Annotated in this window: 18 protein-coding genes and 1 pseudogene; 8 read left to right on the forward strand and 11 right to left on the reverse strand. The window is 50.3% G+C overall.

Annotation, left to right across the window (positions count from 1 at the left end; all coding sequences use genetic code 11):
* Positions 1-293 precede the first annotated feature (293 nt).
* Both EWH91_RS04405 and EWH91_RS04410 read right to left on the reverse strand, forming a co-directional pair.
* Complete coding sequence (locus tag EWH91_RS04405) at positions 294-1,598, reverse strand: Nramp family divalent metal transporter (protein WP_256359830.1); 1,305 nt, start codon at positions 1,596-1,598, stop codon at positions 294-296.
* 354 nt (positions 1,599-1,952) lie between these two features.
* Positions 1,953-3,008: a glycosyltransferase family 4 protein gene (locus EWH91_RS04410; RefSeq protein WP_129928806.1), complete on the reverse strand. Its 1,056-nt coding sequence runs from the start codon at positions 3,006-3,008 to the stop codon at positions 1,953-1,955.
* Between the two features lie 242 nt (positions 3,009-3,250).
* On the opposite strand from EWH91_RS04410, the gene EWH91_RS04415 reads away from it, so the two are divergent.
* From EWH91_RS04415 to EWH91_RS04430, 4 genes are all read left to right on the forward strand, one after another.
* The gene (locus EWH91_RS04415) at positions 3,251-3,997 is read left to right on the forward strand and encodes a WecB/TagA/CpsF family glycosyltransferase (protein ID WP_240697253.1); all 747 of its coding nucleotides are present in this window, start codon (positions 3,251-3,253) and stop codon (positions 3,995-3,997) included.
* A 137-nt stretch (positions 3,998-4,134) separates the two neighbouring features.
* The gene (locus tag EWH91_RS04420; protein ID WP_129928807.1) at positions 4,135-5,397 is read left to right on the forward strand and encodes an aminopeptidase P family protein; all 1,263 of its coding nucleotides are present in this window, start codon (positions 4,135-4,137) and stop codon (positions 5,395-5,397) included.
* A gap of 80 nt (positions 5,398-5,477) precedes the next feature.
* The gene (locus tag EWH91_RS04425) at positions 5,478-6,422 is read left to right on the forward strand and encodes an aldo/keto reductase family protein (protein ID WP_129928808.1); all 945 of its coding nucleotides are present in this window, start codon (positions 5,478-5,480) and stop codon (positions 6,420-6,422) included.
* A gap of 162 nt (positions 6,423-6,584) precedes the next feature.
* Complete coding sequence (locus tag EWH91_RS04430; protein WP_129928809.1) at positions 6,585-7,733, forward strand: glycerate kinase; 1,149 nt, start codon at positions 6,585-6,587, stop codon at positions 7,731-7,733.
* A gap of 409 nt (positions 7,734-8,142) precedes the next feature.
* Here EWH91_RS04430 and EWH91_RS04435 read toward each other — a convergent pair whose 3' ends face one another.
* The 3 genes from EWH91_RS04435 to EWH91_RS04445 all read right to left on the reverse strand — a co-directional run bounded on the left by EWH91_RS04435 (position 8,143) and on the right by EWH91_RS04445 (position 10,671).
* On the reverse strand, positions 8,143-8,943 hold the full coding sequence (locus EWH91_RS04435) for an SGNH/GDSL hydrolase family protein (RefSeq protein WP_129928810.1): 801 nt from the start codon (positions 8,941-8,943) through the stop codon (positions 8,143-8,145).
* A gap of 128 nt (positions 8,944-9,071) precedes the next feature.
* Positions 9,072-9,848 (reverse strand): flagellar motor protein MotB, encoded by a 777-nt coding sequence (locus tag EWH91_RS04440; protein WP_129928811.1) that lies wholly within the window; start codon positions 9,846-9,848, stop codon positions 9,072-9,074.
* Positions 9,841-10,671: a flagellar motor protein gene (locus EWH91_RS04445; RefSeq protein WP_129928812.1), complete on the reverse strand. Its 831-nt coding sequence runs from the start codon at positions 10,669-10,671 to the stop codon at positions 9,841-9,843. Before EWH91_RS04445 ends, EWH91_RS04440 begins: the two co-directional genes overlap by 8 nt.
* Before the next feature lie 472 nt (positions 10,672-11,143).
* On the opposite strand from EWH91_RS04445, the gene EWH91_RS04450 reads away from it, so the two are divergent.
* Positions 11,144-12,874 (forward strand): HD-GYP domain-containing protein, encoded by a 1,731-nt coding sequence (locus EWH91_RS04450; protein WP_129928813.1) that lies wholly within the window; start codon positions 11,144-11,146, stop codon positions 12,872-12,874.
* A gap of 526 nt (positions 12,875-13,400) precedes the next feature.
* Here the strand turns inward: EWH91_RS04450 and EWH91_RS04455 are convergent.
* Positions 13,401-14,312: an LCP family glycopolymer transferase gene (locus EWH91_RS04455; RefSeq protein WP_129928814.1), complete on the reverse strand. Its 912-nt coding sequence runs from the start codon at positions 14,310-14,312 to the stop codon at positions 13,401-13,403.
* 208 nt (positions 14,313-14,520) lie between these two features.
* On the reverse strand, positions 14,521-15,528 hold the full coding sequence (gene lacD / locus EWH91_RS04460; protein ID WP_129928815.1) for a tagatose-bisphosphate aldolase: 1,008 nt from the start codon (positions 15,526-15,528) through the stop codon (positions 14,521-14,523).
* A gap of 244 nt (positions 15,529-15,772) precedes the next feature.
* On the opposite strand from lacD, the gene EWH91_RS14445 reads away from it, so the two are divergent.
* Entirely contained in the window at positions 15,773-15,949 is a 177-nt protein-coding gene (locus EWH91_RS14445; RefSeq protein WP_165364236.1) for a hypothetical protein, read from the forward strand.
* 79 nt (positions 15,950-16,028) lie between these two features.
* Here the strand turns inward: EWH91_RS14445 and EWH91_RS04465 are convergent.
* Positions 16,029-17,243, reverse strand: a pseudogene (locus tag EWH91_RS04465) (Nramp family divalent metal transporter); the annotation flags it as partial.
* A 296-nt stretch (positions 17,244-17,539) separates the two neighbouring features.
* Entirely contained in the window at positions 17,540-18,568 is a 1,029-nt protein-coding gene (locus tag EWH91_RS04470) for a YkvI family membrane protein (protein ID WP_129928817.1), read from the reverse strand.
* 349 nt (positions 18,569-18,917) lie between these two features.
* Here EWH91_RS04470 and rsgA point away from each other — a divergent pair, with 349 nt between their 5' ends.
* Positions 18,918-19,982, forward strand: coding sequence for a ribosome small subunit-dependent GTPase A (rsgA, locus tag EWH91_RS04475; RefSeq protein WP_129928818.1), 1,065 nt, complete (start codon positions 18,918-18,920; stop codon positions 19,980-19,982).
* Positions 19,983-20,052: 70 nt separating this feature from the next.
* On the opposite strand, the gene EWH91_RS04480 is transcribed toward rsgA, so the two are convergent.
* Positions 20,053-20,151: a YjcZ family sporulation protein gene (locus EWH91_RS04480; protein ID WP_129928852.1), complete on the reverse strand. Its 99-nt coding sequence runs from the start codon at positions 20,149-20,151 to the stop codon at positions 20,053-20,055.
* Between the two features lie 150 nt (positions 20,152-20,301).
* Between EWH91_RS04480 and EWH91_RS04485 the strand changes: the two genes are divergently transcribed.
* Complete coding sequence (locus EWH91_RS04485) at positions 20,302-21,534, forward strand: aminopeptidase (RefSeq protein WP_129928819.1); 1,233 nt, start codon at positions 20,302-20,304, stop codon at positions 21,532-21,534.
* A 101-nt stretch (positions 21,535-21,635) separates the two neighbouring features.
* On the opposite strand, the gene EWH91_RS04490 is transcribed toward EWH91_RS04485, so the two are convergent.
* Positions 21,636-23,783 carry a methyl-accepting chemotaxis protein gene (locus EWH91_RS04490; RefSeq protein ID WP_129928820.1) on the reverse strand — a complete coding sequence of 716 codons (2,148 nt, stop codon included), beginning with the start codon at positions 23,781-23,783 and terminating at the stop codon, positions 21,636-21,638.
* Between the last annotated feature and the right edge of the window lie 18 nt (positions 23,784-23,801).

Raw genomic sequence — 23,801 nt, forward strand, 5'->3', positions numbered from 1 at the left:
CCCGCTGCGGGCAGCCAGTTACCCCTTCTAAGACACAGGGTCTGTTGTTTTTCGCTGCGGGTTTCCAAGGGTGGTCCGTGAGCCTCTTCGCCCGGTACTCTCGCTGCGAGAACTCATGATCCCGCGGGAGTCTTGCATCTCCGGCTGAACTCTGAAGGGCAACGTGAACCTGTCCGGGGCATATTAAAGAGAGAACCTGATCCTTCAGGTTCTCTCTTTAATCAGTAAAATTGTTCGTTTCATCAGAGGATAAGCTCCCCATCCCACCTGCGGCGCCGGGCATGTCCCGGATCTCAGCCGAAAAATGTCTGGTAAAGCAGGAAGATATTCAGGCAAATGATGATTCCGGCAATAACCCAGGCGACCGATGAAGTCAGCTTGCGGTTGACCAGGTTGCCCATGATGTCCTTTCTGGCAGTGAAAATAATCAATGGAATCAGAGCAAGCGCGATGCCAAAGGACAGCACAACCTGGCTCATCACAAGTGCATACGTCGCATTGGCACCGGAAATCACAATCGCCAGCGGCGGAACCATAGAGCAGATCCGTCTGATAAAAATTGGGATTTTTTTTCGGATGTATCCCTGCATAATAATATCGCCGGCCAGTGTGCCAACCGATGAGCTGGACAGACCGGCTGACAGGAGACCAATGCCAAAGAGCAGCGCGGCAGAGGGGCCAAGCAGATCGCCAAACTTATTGAACGCAACCGTCAGATCATCAATAACAATTCCCCGTGTATGGAAGGTCGAAGCAGAGACAATCAGCATGGTCGCGTTAATAAAGCCGGCCAGGATCATGGCAATCAGAATATCAACCAGTTCAAAATGAAAGATCCTTTTCTTCTCTTCAGGTGACTGACCAATGACTCTTCGATTGGTCAGGCCGGAGTGCAGATAGATCGCATGCGGCATAACCGTTGCTCCCAGAATCCCGGCAGCAAGCATGATACTGTCGGTGCCCTGAAACTGCGGGACAACCATCCCTTTGAAAACAGGGGCAAGGGGCGGAAACGCCATCAGCATCTCACAGGTAAATGCCCCGACAACCACGAAAACCATCATCGCAATGACCGCCTCCAGCGGGCGATACCCTTTCACCTGAAAGAGCAGAATAGCAAGGGCACAGATCGCTGTCAGAATGGCCGCGGGGATCATTGGAATACCGAAAACCAGATTAAACCCTAATGTGGCCCCGATAAATTCTGCCAGGTCAGTCGCCATAACCATGACTTCCCCCTGGATCCAGAACAGAACAGAAGCCCAGGCCGGATAATGTTCCCGCGATACTTCAGGAAGATTTTTACCTGTAGCTATGCCCAGTTTCGCTGACATCGTCTGAATCAGGATCGCCATCAGATTCGAGGCCACACAGACCCACAGCAGCATATATCCATATTGAGAACCGGATTGAATGTTCGTCGCATAGTTCCCAGGATCGATATAAGCAACTGCGGCAATGAATGCCGGTCCGAGAAAGGGTAACACCTGCTTCCAGCCCTGTCTCGACGCAATCACTGACTGAAACGTTTTGGAATGATCTTTTCTCCCCCGGGTTCGTGGCACCGCCTGAGCCTGGGCACCGTCCACGGCCTGCAGGATCGATCGTTCATCCTCTCGATAAGACACTCTATCATCCTCCTCTTCGCCCATAGAATGTTTGTTTCCTTAGGGCAACTCTTGTTTCCAGTAACAACATACACCCGTCACCGGATCATTGCAACCGATTTTCCCCTGTGAAGCGATTACAATTAAATTTTTTTTATGGGATCAGGCTAAAGCGAAAAACCGGGAAACGATATCGGGTTGCCGGTTGTTCTATCCGATAGAATAGCGGCAGAACGTGACGGGAGCAAAGGGTCATCTTTCTTAATGCGTGAAAAAAACATGACCGGGAAGTTTCCCGGTCATGCCTTTCAATCTGTCTATCTATAAAACACTCAATCAGCATACTTATTTTACTTTGCCAAAGCTGACGAGACGCTTGTACACTGTCAGCAGCGGCTTATAATTCGCGCTGACCAGTCCCACGCCTTCGACAACGAGTTCAATCACGAGCATGACGCCGACAATAATGATCAGTGACCCCAGCAGCGTCGATGTAGACAGCAGGATTGCGGCCAGTGCAAAAAGTGCACTCATCCCATAAATCAATAATACGGTCTGCCCCTGAGTAAATCCGAAACGGAGCAGGCAGTGATGAAGATGAGATTTGTCCGGCGCTGTTATCGGTTTTTTGTGGACCAGCCGGCGGATAATCGCAAACAGCGTATCGGAAATCGGGACCGCCAGAATAACGATCGGAACAACCAGCGAAAACAGGGTGACATTTTTGAATCCCAGTAAGGCCAGTACAGAAATGACATAGCCGAGGAAATAACTTCCCGTGTCCCCCATAAAGATCTTCGCCGGATGGAAATTATAGGGCAGAAAGCCGAGTGTACTGCCGAGAAGCAGGGTGCTGACCGCAAAGACAAACATATTGCCCTCGGTCAGGGAGAGCCCGGCGATCGTCAACAGAACAATTGAGGAAACCCCCGCCGCAAGCCCGTCCAGCCCGTCGATCAGATTAATCGCATTCGTGATCCCCATGATCCACAGCAGCGTGAGCGGCACGCTGAACCAGTAAAGGTGCAGTACACCATTAAACGGCAGATTGATAAAGGTGACTGTAATGCCACCCTGAACGATAACCAGTGCTGCACAGAAATGGGCGACAATTTTAATTTTCGGTGACAGTGAAAACAGATCATCGAGAACGCCCGTCAGAATAATAATGACGCTTCCGATCAATAGCGGGACAGTATAACTGCTGTCCGGCCAGATCACCAGCATACCGGTGATAAAAGCAAGATAAATGGCCAGTCCGCCCATGCGCGGCATGATTTTCTTGTGAACCTTTCTGGCATTTGGAACATCGGTTGCGCCGACCCGAAGTGCCAGTTTTTTCACGAGAGGGGTCAGCCCCAGTGCAATAAGGAAACATATAAAGAACATAATGTAAACCATTGACCGCCCCTCCTTATCTATTAAACGGACAAACTATGACTCAAATTAACCAGATGGCTCATTTCTCCAAGACATTATATCACATTGTAAAGGCTGCACCATGATCAATTTACAGCTGATTTACTCTGTACACAACTCATTAATATTAGTGTACAATGTTTTTAGCTTAAGAGACAGAATTCGGCAATTTTTTGACTTTCTTTTCAGATGACTGATACAGCCTGCGAAAGAAGTGATTTTACTTGGATAAAAAAAAGAAAATTGGCAATATATATATGAACGTTTTTTCATCAAAGAAAGAAGCGCTCGCGGCCTGTCTGTCCTTCATAGCGCGGAAATCAAAGCTTGATCTGTTTTTCCTTAACGACTATGGATTTAATATCGCGCAACAGGACGGGGCATATCGTAAGATTCTGAATCAGGCCGGCCTTCTTCTGAACGACGGGATCGGTATCAAGATTGGAGCCAGAATCTGGGGGATTCAGCTTCAGGAAAATCTGAATGGGACTGATCTGATCCCGCTCTTATTAACACATGCAGCAGCGGAAAATCTGTCCGTGTACCTGCTGGGGTCTACAGAGCAAAATGTACGCCTTGCTGCTGAACACCTGAGTCAATCGATCGGCGGACTGAAAATTGCCGGCTGCCATCATGGCTATTTCCAGTCAGATGACGAAGTAGTCCCGGCTATTAATCAGTCCGGAGCAGATATTCTGCTCGTGGGGATGGGCATGCCTCTGCAGGAAAAATTTATTGCCCGTAATCACGCATCACTCAGGCCGTTAACCCGCATCGCTGCCGGCGGTTTCATCGATTTTGCCTCGGGGATAAAGCCACGCGCACCGAAATGGATGCGAAAGCTCAATCTTGAATGGCTGTACCGGATGTGCCTCGAGCCGAGGAGGATGTGGCGGCGTAATGTGATTGGCCATGCGCAGTTTTTTTTCCACGTAATCCGGCTTAAATTAAAAGCAGGTCGCGATGCCTGACTCTGATTGAGTGGCAGGTAACCTGTTCTTTATTTGAAAAAAGCGGTTTACCGGATGAAACAGATCGTCATGATCAATCGGCTTGTGACATGATAAAATAAAAGAGGACGTAACACAACACGAAGGAAGGCTGAACGATGGATAAACAATTTTTTACCCGTAATCGGAAGAAGCTGTATGAAACGCTTGAAGATCAGTCCCTCACCATCCTCTTCGCCGGGGAAGCGGCGCACCAGTCGGCTGATGAAAGCTATCCCTTTTATCCGAACCGAAATTTTTACTATCTGACAGGCATTACAGAACCGAAAATTGTCTTCGTCGCGACAAAATATGGCGGGCAGGTTCATGAAACGCTGTTTATCCAGCGGGCTGATCCCTGGATGGCCCGCTGGTACGGTGAAACAATCACGGCTGACGAAGCACGGGAAGCTTCCGGCATCGAAAATATCGAACTGCTGGACAAGCTCGACAGCTTTATCCGGGGTGAATTCGATGGCCGCGTTTACAGGCACCTCTATGCGGATCTTGAAGCCAAATCATGGGAATTCCCGTCAAAACCGTCGAATAAATTCGCAGCTGAAGCGGCGGTCCACTACCCGTACCTGACGATCCACAACCTCTACCCGGTACTCAGTAACTTCCGGGTCATCAAGTCTCCGGAGGAAATTGAACAGATTCGAAAAGCAGGTCAGATTACCGCAGACGGCATCCGGCACGTACTGGCCAACGCCCGTCCGGGCATGCGGGAATTTGAGCTGGAAGCTTACTTCAATTTTATCCTGAAAAGCCGCGGTGTGACGGAGTTTGCCTTCCCGACCATCCTGGCGAGCGGTTATAATGGCACCATCCTTCACTACTCGGCGAATACGGGCACGGCGACAGATGGCAGTCTGGTGCTGCTTGATCTCGGGGCGCAGTACAATTATTACAATGGCGATATCAGTTACACCTTCCCGGTCAACGGCAGGTTCACCCCCCGCCAGAAACAGATATACGACATCGTTCTGCGCTGCAACCGGGCAATTACGAAAAAGGTCAGGCCCGGGCTGCCGTTCAAAGAACTGAATCAGTTTACGATACGCTTTTTCACTGAAGAACTGCTGAAAATTGGTCTGATTAAAAAACCGGAAGATGTGCGTAAATATTATTTTCACGGCGTCAGCCACTCCCTTGGCCTCGATACGCATGATGTCGGCAACTATCGGGAAACAAAACTCGCTCCGGGCGAAGTCATCACCAATGAGCCGGGGCTCTATATCCCTGAAGAAAGTATCGGCATCCGGATTGAAGACGATATTCTCTGCACCGAAGACGGTTACGAAGTCCTTACGGAAGGTCTTCCGCGAACGACTGATGAAATTGAAACTTATATGGCTGAGCACAACACAAACATGAAGTAACAGACTCAAAAAGGCGGATCACCGCCTTCTGAGTGACAGGCGTACGAAAGCCGAAAAATTGATCAGGGGAGGTTTTTTTAATGAACTATCGTCATCTGGGCCGCAGCGGCCTCAAAGTGAGTGCGGTAAGTCTCGGAAGCTGGCTGACTTACGGTGGTTATGTGGAAAACCGGGCAGCCGTGGATACGATGCACAGAGCTTATGATCTCGGCATCAACTTTTTTGACACAGCCAACGTTTATATGCGCGGTGAAGCGGAGAAAGTGGTCGGAAAGGTGATTAAATCGTTCCCGCGTGAATCGATTGTCCTGTCCACCAAGGTGTTCTTCCCGATGGGCGATGGCCCGAACGACCGCGGCCTGTCACGTAAACACATCATGGAACAGGCGCATGCCAGCCTGAAACGCCTCGATGTAGATTACATTGATCTTTACTACTGTCACCGATTTGATCCGGAAACGCCTATTGAAGAAACACTGCGCGCTTTCGATGATCTGATTCATCAAGGCAAGGTGAATTATATCGGGGTCAGTGAATGGACAGCGGAACAGATTGCCGAAGCAGCGCATCTTGCCGATGATAAACTGCTGAACCACTTTGTAGTCAATCAGTCTCAGTACAGCATGTTGCACCGGGATATTGAAAAGGAAGTGATTCCTGCCAGCAAAGCCCACGGCGTCAGTCAGGTCTGCTGGTCCCCTCTTGCCCAGGGCGTTCTGACAGGTAAATACACATCTGTGAACCATATTCCAGCCGGCAGCCGGGCCAGTGCACATAAAGGCAACATAAACAGATTCCTGACAGAGGCGAATCTGAAAAAAGTAGCGGAACTGAAGAAAATTGCCGCAGAACTGGGGATCACCATGGCCCAGCTTGCTCTCGCCTGGATTCTCAGACAGGATAATGTCGCAAGCGTAGTGGTCGGTGCCAGCCGTCCGGAACAAATCGAAGACAACGCTGCAGCAGCTGATCTCACACTTGAACCGGACGTTCTGAAAAAAATTGAAGGGATCCTGACTGATTAACAGACAAATGGGCAAAGCCTGACCCGCTGTCATTTAAGCGGGTCAGGCTTTTTCCTGCACGACTTTCTCAAATCCGGGACAAGTCGACAGATTATTTCCCGGGTAATCATAGAACCTGATAGAATAGATATAGACTATAAGAAGGGCGAGAGCATATCTGTTATGAAAATGGTTATTGCACCTGATTCATTTAAAGAATCCCTGACTGCACTTGATGCCGCCCGTTCCATTCAGCGCGGTATGAAACGTATATTTCCCGATGCAGATTACGTCCTCGTTCCCATGGCAGACGGGGGTGAAGGAACGGTCCAGTCGCTGGTCGACGCGACGGGAGGAAAGCGACTGAACCTCACAGTCACCGGGCCGCTTGGCGCGCCTGTCCCTGGATTTTTTGGCCTTCTGGGGGACGGACAGACTGCCGTAATCGAGATGGCTGCGGCCGGAGGGCTCGAATTTCTCCCTCCATCATCGCGTGATCCGCTACGTGCGACCACCTATGGAGTTGGTGAGCTGATTCGGGCTGCCATGGATCATGGCGCGCGGCATATTATTATGGGGCTTGGCGGCAGCGCAACAAATGACGGAGGATGCGGCATGGCCCAGGCACTCGGTGCCCGGCTGCTGGATGCGGCAGGCAGGCAGATCCCGCCGGGCGGCGCCGCACTCTCACGCCTGAGCAGGATTGATCTGTCATCGGTGGATCCCAGGGTCCACAGTACCCGCTTTGAGATCGCCACCGATGTCACCAACCCGCTCACGGGCAGGAACGGGGCATCAGCCGTCTTCGGTCCTCAGAAAGGCGCCGATGCATCAGCTGTTACCCGGCTTGACCAGGCACTGGCTCGTTTTGCGGAAGTGGTCGCACATGACCTGAACATAGCCGTAGATCAGGTGCCAGGTGCTGGTGCAGCCGGGGGCCTTGGCGCCGGCTGCCTCGCTTTTCTCAAAGGACAGATCCGTCCCGGGATTGACCTTGTCATACGTGAGACAGGCCTTGAGAAGAAGCTGAAGGATGCCGATCTGGTCCTTACGGGGGAAGGAAAAATTGACGGGCAGACCATTTATGGTAAAACACCGGTTGGCGTTGCCCGTGCGGCAAAAAGACACCATATCCCGGTGATTGGTGTGGCAGGAGCCCTGTCCGCGGGATACGAAGCCGTATACGCAGCCGGTATCGATGCCCTCTTTTCTATTGTTCCAGGAGCTGTGCCCCTGAAACAGGCACTGGCAGAAGCCGGGGCAAACCTCGAACGCACGAGTGAGAATATCGCCAGACTCATTCAGCTTGCGGGCGGGATGAAGAAAAACTAAACGACCGGCAGCATCGAGACGACTCCGGAAGCTGAGTCATACTGAATCTGTTTTCCAATAAAAAACAGCTGAGGCCGTCCTCCTGATAAAGGATGACCCCGGCTGTTTTTATCCCGCATTAACGGGCAGTAAGATCCCCACCTTAAAGTCATGAGGGGAAATGAACTTGTACGGGTGGGGATCACTGCCCATAAAAGCCCGATGGGTTCAACTAACAATCAGTGGGATAAAGACCCCACTGATTGAAGTTTCACTTTATCCCGCATTAACGGGCAGTAAGATCCCCACCTTAAAGTCATGAGGGGAAACGAACATGTCCGGGTGGGGATCACTGCCCGCAGCCGCCCGATGGGTTCAACGAACAGCTCGTGGGGGGATGAAGTATACCCCCACGGGCTGAAGTTTCACTTTATTTCTGATCTTTATTTTTTTCTAAACCCCATGCATCACTTATGTAATCCAGCCAGATCTGCCGCCCCTGACTGTTCATCGTATGGCCATCTGAGGCGACCAGTTTCTCCCGGTCGTCCCCCTTCGCCCATTTTGACAGGTAATCCAGCTCAGGGATTTTCTGATCTTCGATATACGATTTCAGTCCATCGATTCGATCATTCATGTAATCAGCATTCGCTGAATAATTAGGCAGAGAGACATAGAAGGCGACGTCAGGGTAACTGATACGGACTTTTTCTTCAAACAGTCCGGTGACTGTTTCCGTATCACTTGTACTGACCTGATGATCGTCATTATAAAGTAACGGTGTAAAAATAACCGCATCCGGTTTACCGTTCAGGCCTTTAAACAGGTTGTTAAGTTTCTTCTCATTGAGTGCAAGAGAGGTTGACGTGCCCAGATCAACAGGCGTCACCTTAAAAAACAGCTCGCCAAAAGTCTGGTCCAGACGCTGCTGAAGAAGCGGAGCAAGTGCCCGGGTACTGTCCGCCCCAACCATAGCAATGCGGACCTGACTCTCTTCTTTCTGTGCCCGGTTTGCTGCTTTTTCAAGCGCTCCGGGCAGGGCTTTTATTTTCGCTTTCAGATCTTTTCCCGATGCATTGGCCGGATCAGCATCATTTTCCGGTTCAGCCGCCGCAGCATGAGCACTTCCCGGGCCGGAAACCTGGTCGATTTGATGATTCCAGTATGCTCTGCCGGCCAGTATGGTAATAATGCATAAAATAAGAACAAGGATCACCCAGATTTTCTTCACATGTCACACCCTCATCAGTAGTTCAGTCCAAAATTAAAGAAATCATCTTATAATCAGCTTATCGACAGTGACTGAAAAAAGCAATATGTTTACGGCAAATTCCGCCATTTTTATTAGCAAATTTTGTTTCAATTTGTCTTTTCTTCCCTGATTACAACGATATTTACGCGCCGGTTCATTGCTTTATGTTCCGGTGTGTCATTCTTAACGACAGGCCGATACTCCCCGTAGCCGACAAAATGAAACCTGGCCGGATTCAGTTTGTCATTTTTGATCAAGAAATTCATCACGCGCTGAGCACGGACACCTGAAAGTTCCCAGTTGGAATGGATGTATGACCGGCTGCCTCTGTAAGGTGTGTTATCTGTATGCCCCTCAATACTGATTTCATTGGGTACCTCACTGAGAATGCCACCGATTTTTTTCAGTACAGGCGCAGCATTGGGCTTAAGATCGGCACTGCTCAGATCAAAAAGAATCTGTTCGCGGAAGGTCATTTGCACACCGCGCGGCGTCTCCACCAGGGAGACATCAGAATTAAGATGACTTTCATTGATATATTTACTCAGTTGTACATACAGTGCATCCAGCTGCCTGGCATCCTGCTTTTTTTCATCTTCGGTAGGCGGCTTCTTCTCTTTTACGATCGGGATATCCGGCGTCTTCTGACTTTTGTCGGTACCTGGATAGCCCATGCCCTCAAGAATGGAATCCCCCTGAAACGACGATCTCAGCGAACTCACAAGTGCATTGAATCGCTGATTTTCGATCGTACTCATGGAAAACATGACAATAAAAAAGACAAGCAGCAGCGTAATGAGATCCGAATAAGTAATCAGCCATCTGCCCGATTTATCAGGTGTATCAACTTTTTTTATTCGGCGGCGTTTCCGTTTATTACTCATGACTTCCTGCCCCTTGATAGTTTGCCTGACCGGCTGCTTCCGACCCGCTGATCACTTCTTCGGCCGCGGCACGCTCATCGATACTTAGAAAGGCAAACAGTTTCTGACGAAGAATCATCGTATTCTCACCATACTGAATGGATAAAATTCCCTCAGCTTTAATCTGACGGATCAGAACATCCTGGGCGAGATTTGCCTTGATTTTATTGAAAATCGGCAGGAAAATCACATTGGCTCCGGCAACGCCGTAAAGTGTCGCAATAAAGGCAACCGCGATAGAGGGTCCAAGATCTGTCGGGCTGGTCAGGTTGCCCAGTACATGAACCAGGCCCATGACTGTCCCGATAATCCCCATGGTCGGTGAAAATCCTCCTGCTTCTTCAAAGATTCTCCCGATTGACAGAATCTTCTGCTCGTACAGTTCAATATCACGGTTCAGGATATCGTCAATAACATCCGAATCCACCCCGTCTACAACCATCTGGATGCCACCGGACATAAAGGGGTCATCCCTATATTTCTCCTGCTCACTTTCCAGAGCAAGCAGCCCTTCCCGCCGGGATATATTCGCCAGCTCCATCAGCCGGGCAATCACTTCACCCGGTTTTTCTTTCGGCCGGGCAAAGGCATACTTGAGAATAAAAGGTAATTTGGCAAGTGTTGCTCCGGGAAAACTGACAATCACCGCACCAATCGTCCCGCCAAAAACAATCAGAAGCGCGGTGACCTGGAAAAGCGCCCCCAGTGTGCCGCCTTCCAGCATGAATCCAAGCAGTAACGACAGTATTCCTGTAAGCAGGCCAATTACCGTTGCAGCAGCCATAATCTTCATCCTTCCGTTTTAACCCTGTACCTTTATTATCGACCGGTCTCGACAAAAGTTGAAGGAAGGCCCTGATATGGACCTTTTGGCCTGTCTTTTCCGATCGAAGCAGGTCTTTTTTCCTGTTTTTAAGCAAAAGGCTTCCTTTCTCACCGTTCCTGATCCCCTTTTTCATGCTCCCGCGCGATAAAGGGACAGAATATTATTTTTATATACTTCCCTTTTATCCGGTCTCCTGATAAAATGAACCGTGTAATTTGTTCTCATTTGGCATAATATGTTGTGAGAGCGGAAGGAACGCCTGCCGGGTGGCAAGTCGCAGGCGCCGCCGGAGGCTTCGTTTTTCTGAGCCCATTTCCCGCAAAAGTTAAATCCTGTGTTAAAGTCAAAACAAAGACAGGAACCAACTCCTTACCTCCGGCAGGGCCGGAATGATTTTAATTGCTGAAATTCAGCCGGGAGTGAACAAACCTTGCCGAAAGCAGTCACACTTGACCAACTGACCGGAGAATGCCTGCTTGCAAAAGATATATACATAAATTCAGTTGTCCTTTACCGTGCCGGGACCTGCATCACATCAGAAGTAGCCGCGGACCTTGAGCGCAAACAGATTCATGAAATATCAGTCATGGATCAGCCGGTCCCTGTTTACGGAGGACGCAGCCATCAGCAGCTGTCAGCTCATCAGAAACGGGCGCTGACGGACCGGTTTCAGAATGACATGGCACAGATCGCCAATGAATTACGTTATGGACGTATCCTCCATTCAGAATCCTCCTACCAGTGGCTTCTGACGATGTATGTCCATGAATTTGCCGAGCCTGCCGTTCGTCTTCTGATGGACAGCCTCAAACAATGGGATCCCGCCACATACATTCACTCCATCGATGTATTCGTGCTTTGCAGTCTGTACAGCAGGCACTGTTCCGGCCTACCATCGAAGGACTTCATTCTGGGCAGCCTTTTGCATGATATAGGCAAGCTTTATACGCCGAAATCGATTCTTCTGAAAAAGGGGAAGCTGACGGAGCGCGAATATGCAAAGGTCAAAGAACACACCGTCAAAGGATATCAGCTTCTGAAGCGGCTTGGATTTCCGCGGGAGACGCTGAGAATTGTCCGTTCACATCACGAACGGCTGACCGGATCAGGCTATCCGGATCATCTGGACCTGACAGCACGGGATAAAGATTTGAATCTCATTGCGATGACCGATGTCTACTCGGCTCTGACCATGAAACGTTCTTACCGGAAACCGATGAGTGCCATCATGGCGCTTCAGATCATTCTGTCAGACAGTGTCAACCGCCGGCTGTTCGATCTCCAGGATTGTTACCGTTTGATTAATTTTCTCCATATCTTCCCTCCGGCAACTCAGGTTCGGCTGACGAACGGAGAAGCAGGCACCGTGCTGCCCAACCCGAACGGCTCCGATATTCTGCCGAAAATTAAACTGGATCGGAACCAGAAAGTGATTCAGCTTCCAAGAGATCTCTCCATAACCGTGAAAAAAGTGATTGGCTGGGACAGCAGTGTCACCGACTCCCTGCTCAGACAGAACTGGGAGAACTATTTAAAGAATCTTATCGAGGGCGATCCGCTTAAAGCCGCAGAATGTTTCGAGTCTCTGTCGGACGGCATGCGGATTGAAGATATATTTACCAGATTGCTGGAACGCGGTGAAAAGGAAATTCGCTCCGGTGTAGCCAGGAAACGCCTCCGGCCGTCAGACGCCCTTGTTGCATCCGCGACAACGCAGACTCTGCTTGACTGGAACATGCGGAAAATCGCCGGAGACTTAAAAACACATATGGGAAAAGTGATTGTCGCAAATCTTGGATCCAGTGAGATATGGGGACAGATGAAAATGGTTGATAACCTGCTGGCGATCAACGGATGGAAAACGTATCTTCTGGCCGGGAACGCCGATGCATCCATCATTTTTGATCTCATTGAACGCAAGAAGGCCCGATACCTTGCCCTGGGCCTGACTGAACAAACTCAGGAATACATGCTGAAGCGGATCCTGAACCGCCTCCGACGGGATTACCCGAACCTGATCCTTTTCATTCACGGAAAAAGGACGGTTAAGGCGGACCTGCCCCGGGGATCCATTCTGCGGAGCAGGGATCTCGCGGAGTTCATCACGAACATGAGAAGCTGCTTCCCCGAAGCGCGGACTGCCAGGCAGTCACCGCGGTAAAATAAAGAAAAAACTACCGTCTGGTAAGTCGCCGGCACGCCGGAGACCTCGTTTTTCTGAACCTTATCGCTGCCCGGTGGCTTTTTAAAAGAAGTTCCGCTTCATTTAGTGAAAAGAATAAAGGCGGGCTTCAATAGACGGAGGAATTCCGCCTAACTTAGTAAAAAGGATGAAGGCAAGCCTCAATAGACGGAGGAATTCCGCTTATTGCCCCCCAAAAATGAAAATGGGGGATTTTTCATTGGCTAATCGGAAATTCTCCGCTTATGATACTCTGAAACCCGTTCGATTCTGCATTTAAGCGGAAATTTTCCGCTTATTAAGCAGAAAATAATGCCCCTGTCATTCATCTGATTCGTGCGGCTGGTGAGGTGGTCGAGCAATACATGAAAAAGCCTTCTCGGGCTAAATGGAGGGCCTTCATCCCCTGCCTGAGGGCACGAGATTTCGGCCGAAAATGTTCATTAAAATAAAATTAAAACGTGAATGATGCGGATCATCCGCTCACTCACGTTTTTTTAATATTTCAGTTTCCCAGCTGTTCACTGATCATATCATGTACACGCTGCTTCTCAGCGCTGCCGACTACCAGGTAATAGATCCCGTTAATCTTCTGACTCTGCCCTTTAACTTCATAATCAATCGTGTGCTCTCTGGCATCTCTGTAATTCAGGGCAATATTTTTCATATCATCATAGGTCAGATTGGTTTTGACATTACTTCCCAGTGCGTCAAGAATATTTGTAAACCGGGAAATGGAGGACACGCTGGCCATTTTATTGACAATCGCCATAATCACATCACGCTGACGCTGATTACGCCCGAAGTCACCCTGCGGATCCAGGTGGCGCATCCTGACATAGCCCATTGCCTTGGCACCGGTATCCAGCGTGATATTACCCCGCGCATAATGATACCCTTTTTGATAATAGCCTTCGTCATGCCAGTCCAGTTTGTTGTTGACCGTGACGCCGCCAACAGCATCGACCAGATCACTCATGCCTTCCATGTTGATTTTAATATAAAAATCAAAGGGAATATCTCCTGTGAAATTCTGGACCGAATCCTGGGCCATTTTGACGCCACCATAAGCATAGGCGGCGTTGATTTTATCCATTGTCCCTCTGCCGACCATCTCAGTCCGCGTATCACGCGGGATCGAAATCATCTGCATCGTCTTCGTATTTGGATTCAGTGTCATCCCGATAATGGTATCGGAACGGCCGCGATCTCCCTTACGCTCGTCCACTCCGAGAAGCAGCAGATTGATCGGTTTTTTATCGGTTACCGCGGCATGATTTCCATTACCGCCTTCTGTTTCATACATGTCGCCTGCCGCGCTCTTAACCGAGTTCAGCACATGCCAGACGTAACCCGCACCTGCCGCAAACAGGACGACGATAATACATCCAATCGTCAGAAATATTTTCTTTTTCATATGTTCTACCCTTTTCTTCAGTATGGTTATTTAATCGTGCTGTTACAGCACGAACGGATCGGGTAACAAAATCATTCGGGATAAACTGTCCCTGTTGACTGAAAAATAATATTCGCCGGCATTTGACAAAACAGGGGGTAATCAGAGCAAAAAAAATGACCCGACAGAGTTCCCCCCTCGGATCACTTTTCCCTCAACGGAATGATAATCAGTCGACAACTTCGATCTTGTCTTTGCCGCCGTATTTTTCATACCATGGCGTTGCACTCTTAGCGAGAATGGCGTTGAGTTCTTCAACGTTCTTTTTGCCTTGAGTCTTCAGCCAGTCATTGGCACCCTTTTCTCCGTTTTTGCCATAAGCTGCAACACCTTCACGCCATGTTGCACGGCCGCAGAGTACACCATTATATTTCGATCCGGCATCATGAGCGAATACCAGAGTCTTCTGGAACAGTTCCGTAGAAACACCGGCACTCAGCCAGATGTAAGGAAGCGTTGTTTCCTTATCCACTTCACGGAAATACTTCCCGGCTTCATCCTTAGAATAAACCGGTTCGTTGTCGCCGACACCTTCAACGCGGCTCATATCAACAGGAACTTCGAGCTTCAGAACGTCAATGCCGTAACGGGGCTGAGTAAAGGTCTTGATCGATTCAAGCACCTTATGAGGTTTAACCTTGGCATATTCAGCCTTGTCCGAAATTTTTTCATCATATGTGACGATTTCGAAGAACAGCGGAATGTCTTCCGCCTTGCATTCAGAGCCGACACGTTCTACGAATGCCTTCTTCACATCGTTAATGGTATCCGGTTCATCCGGATCGTAGTATACAAGCAGCTTAACCGCGTCTCCGCCGTTTTCCTTGATCCGTTTAACCGACCAGTTCGGAAGCAGGTCAGGGATACGTCCGGGTTCCGTAGCGTCATATCCGGTCTTTTCATAAGAAGTCAAGAGGCCGCAATTTGCGTCGCGCTTCTTGCCGGCAGGAAGACCATATTCCGGATCAAGCAGAATCGCGCTGGTATATTTTGTCAGTTCTTCTGATACCAGTGATTTAAAATCTGAAAGTTCCTGATCTGTTGCGTCTTTGCCCTGAGCAGCGCCGATCATTCTTTTCAGAGAACCACGCTGATCAATAGCGAGGGCAGCAATAATGCCATCGTTGTTGGACAGCTTTTCAAGGAACTGGAACTTACCTTTTTGCAGTTTAACCATTATTTAATTCCTCCACAGCTAAAATTTGGGCGCAAAAATTCCCATCTTATTCAATCAGCCGGTATGACTGTAACGCCGGCCGCGTTCTCTCACAATTTTCATTTTACGTCATTATCCTTCATAAAGTCAATTTGACAAATTCAATAATCCTGTGAACAATTACCGGCTTTCCTGTTTTTTCATCACATAGATTGCCTCACAGAAGCTGAAAATATAGAAGAATTTTTCAGAGGAGGTGAAAAATATGGCACAGATGAACGGCAACATTATTCCTGTTCTCGCCGCATGTGGTGCAGGCGCTGCTGCATTTATGTGGCTGAGAAGCCGGCAGAACAGTTTACCCGATATGGTCAACAAGCCGATGCAGCAAATGGGAAAAACAGCTCAGCAGATCGCAGGAAACCTGACCCCTCAGCGATAACGATCATACGTGCAAAGCCCTCCTTCCCTGATTCGGAATGGAGGGTTTTGTTCTGCCGTTTTCACCATTTTTCCCCTGATTATTGTCCGGTAACCGTCCGGAACAGTAAAAACATGTTCAGACAAACAACCACTGCAGTAATTCCCCAGGCGGTAATCGTCGTCAGCCGTCGATTGACAAGCGAACCCATAATTCTTTTTTTACTTGTAAAAAGGACCAGAGGGATAATGGCCAGCGCGATACCGAAAGATAAAACGACCTGACTCATTACCAGGGCCTGTGTCGCATTGGCACCTGAAATAATCAGGATCAGCGGCGGCAGCATCGAAAAAATTCGTCTGATAAACACGGGAATCCGTTTTCGAATAAAGCCCTGCATCATGATGTCCCCGGCCAGCGTTCCGACTGAAGAGCTGGAGAGCCCTGCTGAAAGCAGCCCGATGCCGAACAGAAACGCTGCTGTGGGGCCGATATATTGATCAAAACCATGGAAAGCAACGGTCAGATCAGAGATGACTTCTTTTCCAAAAAATGTCGATGCGGATACGGTCAGCATAATCGCATTAATGATTCCCGCAATAATCATCGCAATGAGAATATCAACAAGTTCAAAACGGAAAATCTTTTTCCTTTCTCCCGGTGTCCGGCCAATAACCCGTCTGCATGTCAGACCTGAGTGCATATAAATGGCGTGGGGCATAACCGTCGCCCCCAGGATTCCGGCAGCAAGCAAAACACTGTCCGTTCCCTGAAACTGCGGGATAAAACCATGCATCAGCGGCTCAAATGCCGGCAATGAGAATATGATTTCACAGCTGAACGCGATCACGACAATAAAGACCATCGAGGCAATCACCATTTCCAGCGGCCGGTACCCTTTGACCTGAAAAGCGAGAATAGCAAGAGCACAAATTGCCGTCAGAATGGCCGCCGGAATCATCGGCAGACCAAATACAAGATGAAACCCGAGTGCGGCGCCGATAAATTCTGCAAGGTCAGTCGCCATGACCATGATTTCGCCCTGTATCCAGTAAAAAATGGAGACCCCTTTCGGCCACTCATTCCGTATCGTTTCCGGCAGGTTGTGTGAAGTCGCTATACCCAGCTTGGCTGACAGCATCTGAATCAGAATCGCCATCAGATTGGAAATAACGACAACCCACAGTAACATATAACCGAACTGCGACCCGGCCTGAATATTGGTCGCATAATTCCCCGGGTCGATATAGGCAACCGCGGCAATGAATGCCGGCCCGATAAACGGCAGCAGCTGCCGCCAGCCTTTCTTGCTCCCGACAGCCCCTTTGAAGGACTGAGCAGGCGCCTCACTTTTTCTTCTGCGACCCTTTTGGGGAACCGCCCCGGCGGCAAAAACATCTCCTGCAGCTATCTGCCGGGATGTTCGATCATCCTGTCGATCGGACATTTAACCATCCCCCTATTCACTTAGCGAATATTTGTTTCCCAAAGGAAACTCATGTCCTAAATTCAACATACGACATTTAGCTTCAAAATGCAAGACAAAGAAAAGATTTTTCATGATAAATTTATGTGTCATTTTTTCCTGTATCTTTTTGGACGATCAGAAAATCAGGGAGTTTTCTCCGGCAGACGAATGAGGCCGAAGTAAAGAAAAACAGCGGCGCAGAGGGCGGCATAAAGAGGATAAAGGGTTGCGATCAGCGAACTGTAGCCGGCCTGCCCGATCAGAAGTGCACCCGCAGTCAGACTCAGGAGGGCCCTCCCCGGAGTGAATACGGCCGGAAAGAGGCTCTCTAGCTGGCGGGCAAGACCAAAAAGATTACCCGTGAATGTCGTCAGAATTTCGCCAAAAATGACGGCAACAAAAACAAGATGCAGCGCCGGACCAAATGGGCGGATCAGCTCAGCTACCGGCATGTCAAACAGGGTAACGCCCGTGTTCCCGAGAATCAGAAAGTGTTCAAGTAAAATCAGACCCGTCAGTCCCGCCCCGCCGAGCAGACAGCCGGCGCCGAGCACCTTCTCATCCCGGATTTCCTGAGCCAGCGGGACCAGCACAACCAGCGCCGTCAGCATATTAAAAGCGGCATAACCGACACCGGAAAGCACCCAGTCGGCCTGCGGGGTCAGCTGCCCGCTGCCGGCACCCGGACTGCCGATGAAAAAGACAAGCAACATAAAGCCGGCCATCACCGGAACAACGAGCGTATTCATCCAGAGCAGGCCGCGTACCCCTTTCAGTAAGAAGAAAAGACCCGTCAGAATCGTGAGTGCAACCCCGACGTGGCGGCTCCAGCCCAGCTGTTCCTGAAAAACAGCCCCCGCTCCCGCGAGCATCACTCCGGTCATTCCAAATATGATGAAAAAAAGCAGCGTCTCAATCAATGTACCAAACCGCATGCCCAAAAGATGCGTGATCAGCTCATTGAACGACCAGGCTTCAATCCTCCTTGCATAAAGCATCATCTTCGTTCCGATCCAAGTCATCAGAATCCCGCTGACGATCACTCCCGCCGTCCCGGCCGGGCCATACTGAGAAAAAAACTGAATGATTTCCCGTCCGGAGGCAAAACCCGCCCCGACAATCGTTCCTATATAAGTTGCGGCGATCTGCAGCGTGCCTGTCACCCTTTTCATCCTCTGTCTCCTCCCGGCCTGTCCTGCTGACCTTTTCATCTTATGCGTGCAGCGTCCCACTCATGATTCTCTCTTTACACGGCAAACGCTGTCCGCTATACTTATTTTGAAAGAATCAGCAGGAGAAAGGGGACATGTATTATGGCCGTTATCAGAAGAAAGACCTCAGACAGGCTTATTGCGTTGACCGGCCTGTCCCCTTCTGTCATGTCATGTCTTCATGTTGTTTTTGACTGACGGGGGCGGCCGGATAAGTATACAGGGCTGCTGTCGGATAAAGTGACGAATCAGGCTGTGTGTAACAGCCTTTTTTTATGCCCGAAAATCAAAAACGATGGAGGACGAACACATGACATTAGCTGATTATGGATGGAATCAGACGCTCAGGACCCGGGCGGCAGGAGATCTTGCATCTGGATTATCTGCCGCACGTGTGGTTTCTGAATATAAAGGACAATACAGGATTGTCACAGAAAACGGATTTTTCCCGGCGGAAATTACCGGCCGAATGCGCCATCTGGCTGCGGGGCGCGGCGACTTTCCTGCCGTCGGCGACTGGATCACAGCAGATGTGCGCCCATCAGACGACCGGGCAACGATTCACCGCATCCTGCCCCGCATGAGTAAATTTTCCAGAAATATCGCCGGAGAGACGACCGAAGAGCAGATCGTCGCCGCAAACATGAATACGGTTTTCCTCGTCATGGCGCTCAACCACGACTTTAATCTCCGCCGGCTGGAGCGCTATCTGACGATGGCCTGGGAAAGCGGGGCAAACCCGGTAATCCTCTTAAGCAAAGCCGATCTCTGTCCGGACGTCGCGCAGAAAATTTCCGAAGTGGAAGAGGTCGCCATCGGGGTACCGATCTTTTCGGTCAGTGCCCTGCAAAACCAGGGAAGAGAGCAGCTTGATCCGTATCTGGGCAAGGGACAGACCGTTGTTTTTCTCGGCTCGTCAGGTGCCGGAAAATCGACCCTGGTCAACTGGCTCTGCGGAGAAGTAAGGCAAAGCGTTCAGGAGGTACGTGCGGATGACGACCGCGGGCGTCACACGACGACCAGCCGTGAACTGATCCTCCTGCCTTCCGGAGGGGTGGTGATCGATACACCCGGGATGCGTGAACTGCAGCTCTGGAACGCCTCGGACGAATCGGTCGGTCACAGCTTTGCGGATATTGAAGAACTCGCCTCCCGCTGCCGGTTCCGCGACTGCACCCACACCCATGAGCCGGGCTGCGCTGTTCGTCGTGCCCTTGACGATGGACGGCTGGATCAGGCGCGATACACCAGTTACCTCAAGCTGCAGCGGGAGCTTGCCCACGTGAGACGGAAGACGGACAGACAGGCAATGCTTCAGGAAAAGGCACGCTGGAAGAAGCTAAGCAAGACGATGAGAAAACAAAACCATCATTGAAAGGAAAGAGAGGAACGCGGCTATGGCGTCCCTCTCTTTTCATCATGATTCACATGCTTTTCCAGCCTGATCAGTAAACCCAGGTGGCTCCGATGATGATCAATAGAATAAAGAGGACCACCAGCAGTGCGAACCCCGAATTTTTACCATATCCTTCAACAGCACCCATGTCCGCCGTCACCTCCGTCATGTATTCCGTATCATTCTATGCAGGGCGCCTGATTCGGTCCTTATTTTCAAAGAAATTGCCCGGCAGAAACGCGCTTCGCAAACCGGCGTGATAAAATGGAAATCAATAGAGTGAACAGGAGGCTTTTTCATGAAAAATTTTGATAATCTGCTTGATCGGTATGCAGATATTACCGTCCGTATCGGCCTGAACGTTCAGAAAGGTCAGGACGTCGTTATTTTCGCTCCGATTGAATCGCCCGGCTTTGTCCGCAAGACCGTCCGGAAGGCTTATGAGGCGGGAGCAGAAAATGTGTACGTCGACTGGACAGATGATCAGATCACGCGGATCCGTTTTGAAGAAGCGCCTGATCGGACGTTCGACACTTTCCCATCCTGGCGTGCCCGTTCCTTTAAGGAACTGGCAGACCGCGATGCGGCATTCCTCTATGTCTATGCACCGAATCCTGAACTGCTGAAGGGGATTGATCCCGGCAGAATCACCCGATCTCAGAAAGCATCGGTCACAGCCAATAAAAAGTTTTCCGATGACCGGCTCAACGCCCGGGTCAGCTGGACCATCGTTTCTGTTCCGACCGCCGGCTGGTCGGCAAAAATCTTTCCGGAACTCGGAGAAGCGGAACGGATTGAAGCCCTGTGGAAACAGATCTTCACCATCACACGCGCGGACCGGGAAGATCCTGTAGCCGCCTGGCAGGACCACATCCATGCACTGACGGAAAAGCTGGATTATTTTAACGAGAAACGGTTTAAAAAACTGTATTATAAAGCCCCGGGCACCGATCTGGAAATTGAACTGCCGGAAGGGCACCTCTGGGTCGGCGGCGGCATGACGACCACGAAAGGGATCCGTTTCCAGCCAAACATGCCGACCGAAGAGATCTACACCATGCCACTGAAAACAGGGGTCAACGGAACAGTCTCCAGCACCAAACCACTGAATTTCGGCGGTCATCTGATTGACCGGTTTTCAATCACATTTAAAGAGGGGCGGATTATCGACTTTCAGGCAGAACAGGGCTACGAGACACTGAAAAAAATCATCGATACCGACGAAGGGTCACACTACCTGGGCGAAGTGTCGCTTGTCCCGCACCGTTCGCCGATCTCGGAGACGAATCTGATTTTCTACAACACCCTGTTTGATGAAAATGCTTCCTGCCATCTGGCCATCGGCACCTGTCTGCCCTTCAATTACCGTGGCGGGCAGGAGATGAGTGAGGAAGAGCTTGCGGCAAAAGGCGCCAACTTCAGCCTGACTCATGTTGATTTTATGGTGGGATCAGCCAAACTGGATATTGACGGAGAAGCGCAGAACGGAAAACGGGTGCCTCTGTTTCGAAAAGGGAACTGGGCGATTTAAGCCGCGGGAGTCTCGTCTTTTTCGCTCCAATCCACACGAAGCATGCATAGAGTTAAAAACGCCGGGGATACGTTCTCCCCGGCGTTTTCTCCTCTTTGGGATTATATTTTAAAGTGTCTGATCGCGTCTTCCATCCGCTGTGCCTGCTGACCAAGATCGGTAGCGAGTTTGCTCAGCTCTTCCATCGAAGCCGTCTGCTGCTCAACTGAGGCGCTGACTTCTTCCGTACTCGCCGCCGTCTCCTCACTGGTCGATGCAATCGTCTGCGTTCCCTGACTGATCTCTTCAATATTGTCCTGCGTCTTGCGGATGGCATCCGCTATCCGCCTGATGCCGGAAACATTCTTCGCCACTGTGGCTTCAATCTGGTCAAAGGCATGGCTCGTATCGCTTACAGCAGTCCCCTGATCCCGAATCAGCCCGCTTGTCTCTTCACACAGACTGACGGCCTGCGCCATGCCTTCCGTCATCATCCGGACGGTTGCCGTCACTTCCTTCAGCGACTGACCGGTCTGTCCGGCAAGCTTGCGGATTTCACTGGCCACAACAGCAAAACCTCTGCCATGTTCACCGGCATGTGCCGCCTCAATACTCGCATTCAGAGACAGCAGATTAGTCCGTCTGGCAATACTGTCCAGCACATCGATAATCTTACTGATTTCTTTTGCATGTTTCTGCAAATCCGTAACCGCCGCAATAATCTGCCCGGTCGTCCTGGTGGACGCTTCAGACTGCCTGGACAGGTGCTTCATCTGCCTGCTTCCGCCTTTTGACGTGGCATCCATCTCATTTGCCCCGTGGAGCACATCCCGGCTCTCCTGATCCATGCGTTTGACCTGCTTAACCAGCGAATCCAGTGAAGACTGACTGTGATCAAGCGCCGATGCCTGACTCGTGGCCCCGGTCGCAATCTGGTTGACGGTCGCACTGATTTCATTCGAGGAAGCCGTATTTTCTTCCACGCTCGCCACAAGCGTCTGCGCCGCCCCGGCCACGTCCCGGGCCACATCAGAGAGCTTTCTGAACGCTCCCCTGTTAACGGCAGCCATCTTATTAATGCTCCCGGTCAATTTCTCAATCTCATCCGATCCCTTTACAGGGAGCGAGACGGTCAGATCCCCTTCCTCGATCTGTTTTGCCGCCTCCTGCAGATGACCCAGGCGACCGGTGACCCGTCTGACCAGTACACTGGATATCAGGACGACGGCCAGGATAATCAGAATGACCGTTATCGCTGACGGCAGAGCGATGACATTCGCCTGATTGGAGATCTCACTTTTATCGATGACACCCACTAATGTCCATCCGGTTGTTTTGTTTGTCTGAAAGCAGAGCAGTTTCTGCTGTCCACCGATTTTTGTGTAAAACTGGCCGCTTGTTCCCATTTTTTTCATTTGATCAAACGCGGACTGATCCAGCCTGCCGGACCCTGTCCGCTCTTTACCGGGTGATGCAATGTACTTCCCCGAACGGTCGAGAAGCACAGCATAACCCGTCTGTCCAAAACGGGCATGCTTCACCTGATTGACAATTGAGAGGATGAACAGATCCAGTTTCACCACACCTCTGACTTCTCCATGGTTCATCACCGCCTGGCTGACACTGACCACATTCTGCTTCGTCACGGTATCTTCATAAGGATTAGTCCAGACCGATTTACCCTCACCGCGGATGCCCGACTGATACCATGCTTCCTTTGTCGGGTCATAGCCTTCGGGGAAAAAATAGAGTGGTGAGCGAATCACTTCTTTATTTGCCGATCCGAAAGTCAGTGCCTGATATTTATCATTCGAACTCAGGACATTCTGGAATGCATCATGAATCTGTTCCTCATTTTGTGACACATCGTTCAGCATCTTGTTAATCGCGAACTGACGGACAACGGATTGTGCATCCGCGAAATACGTCTCAAAATTGGTATTTGTCGACTGCAGCTGAGCCGCCGTGGAACGGATCAGTGCCTGAGTGGTCATTCTCGCCCCGATAAAATAACTGACGATGCCGCCGGCAAGGCCGATGATCACAACCAGCGTGATCATCGGGACCAGCAGCTGACCCCGTATGGACCGGGACTGAAGGCTGCGCAGCGGCAACCTTTTCTTCAGACCCCGTGTCATTCTGTTTTTGATCATGGCAAAACGACCTGAGCGCTTATCAGAAGATGGATGTGCTCCGGCCGCCGGCTTACTGTCCCCTTCCCGGGCGGCATCTTTTCTGTCCTTTCCCATACTCTGTTTCACCTGTTTCATATGTATTCTTCTGCCGGT

Origin of the sequence: Sporolactobacillus sp. THM19-2, assembly GCF_004153195.1 — a bacterium.
Taxonomy (GTDB): Bacteria; Bacillota; Bacilli; order Bacillales; family Sporolactobacillaceae; genus Sporolactobacillus.

Coding starts and splice junctions, on each gene's coding strand:
- EWH91_RS04440 (WP_129928811.1), bottom strand. CDS start 9,848: ATGAGTAATAAACGGAAACGCCGCCGAATAAAAAAAGTTGATACACCT.
- EWH91_RS04490 (WP_129928820.1), bottom strand. CDS start 23,783: ATGAAACAGGTGAAACAGAGTATGGGAAAGGACAGAAAAGATGCCGCC.
- EWH91_RS04445 (WP_129928812.1), bottom strand. CDS start 10,671: ATGGCTGCTGCAACGGTAATTGGCCTGCTTACAGGAATACTGTCGTTA.
- EWH91_RS14445 (WP_165364236.1), top strand. CDS start 15,773: ATGGCACAGATGAACGGCAACATTATTCCTGTTCTCGCCGCATGTGGT.
- EWH91_RS04480 (WP_129928852.1), bottom strand. CDS start 20,151: ATGGGTGCTGTTGAAGGATATGGTAAAAATTCGGGGTTCGCACTGCTG.
- EWH91_RS04470 (WP_129928817.1), bottom strand. CDS start 18,568: ATGAAAAGGGTGACAGGCACGCTGCAGATCGCCGCAACTTATATAGGA.
- EWH91_RS04455 (WP_129928814.1), bottom strand. CDS start 14,312: ATGAAAAAGAAAATATTTCTGACGATTGGATGTATTATCGTCGTCCTG.
- EWH91_RS04425 (WP_129928808.1), top strand. CDS start 5,478: ATGAACTATCGTCATCTGGGCCGCAGCGGCCTCAAAGTGAGTGCGGTA.
- EWH91_RS04410 (WP_129928806.1), bottom strand. CDS start 3,008: ATGGTTTACATTATGTTCTTTATATGTTTCCTTATTGCACTGGGGCTG.
- EWH91_RS04430 (WP_129928809.1), top strand. CDS start 6,585: ATGAAAATGGTTATTGCACCTGATTCATTTAAAGAATCCCTGACTGCA.
- EWH91_RS04420 (WP_129928807.1), top strand. CDS start 4,135: ATGGATAAACAATTTTTTACCCGTAATCGGAAGAAGCTGTATGAAACG.
- rsgA (WP_129928818.1), top strand. CDS start 18,918: ATGACATTAGCTGATTATGGATGGAATCAGACGCTCAGGACCCGGGCG.
- lacD (WP_129928815.1), bottom strand. CDS start 15,528: ATGGTTAAACTGCAAAAAGGTAAGTTCCAGTTCCTTGAAAAGCTGTCC.
- EWH91_RS04485 (WP_129928819.1), top strand. CDS start 20,302: ATGAAAAATTTTGATAATCTGCTTGATCGGTATGCAGATATTACCGTC.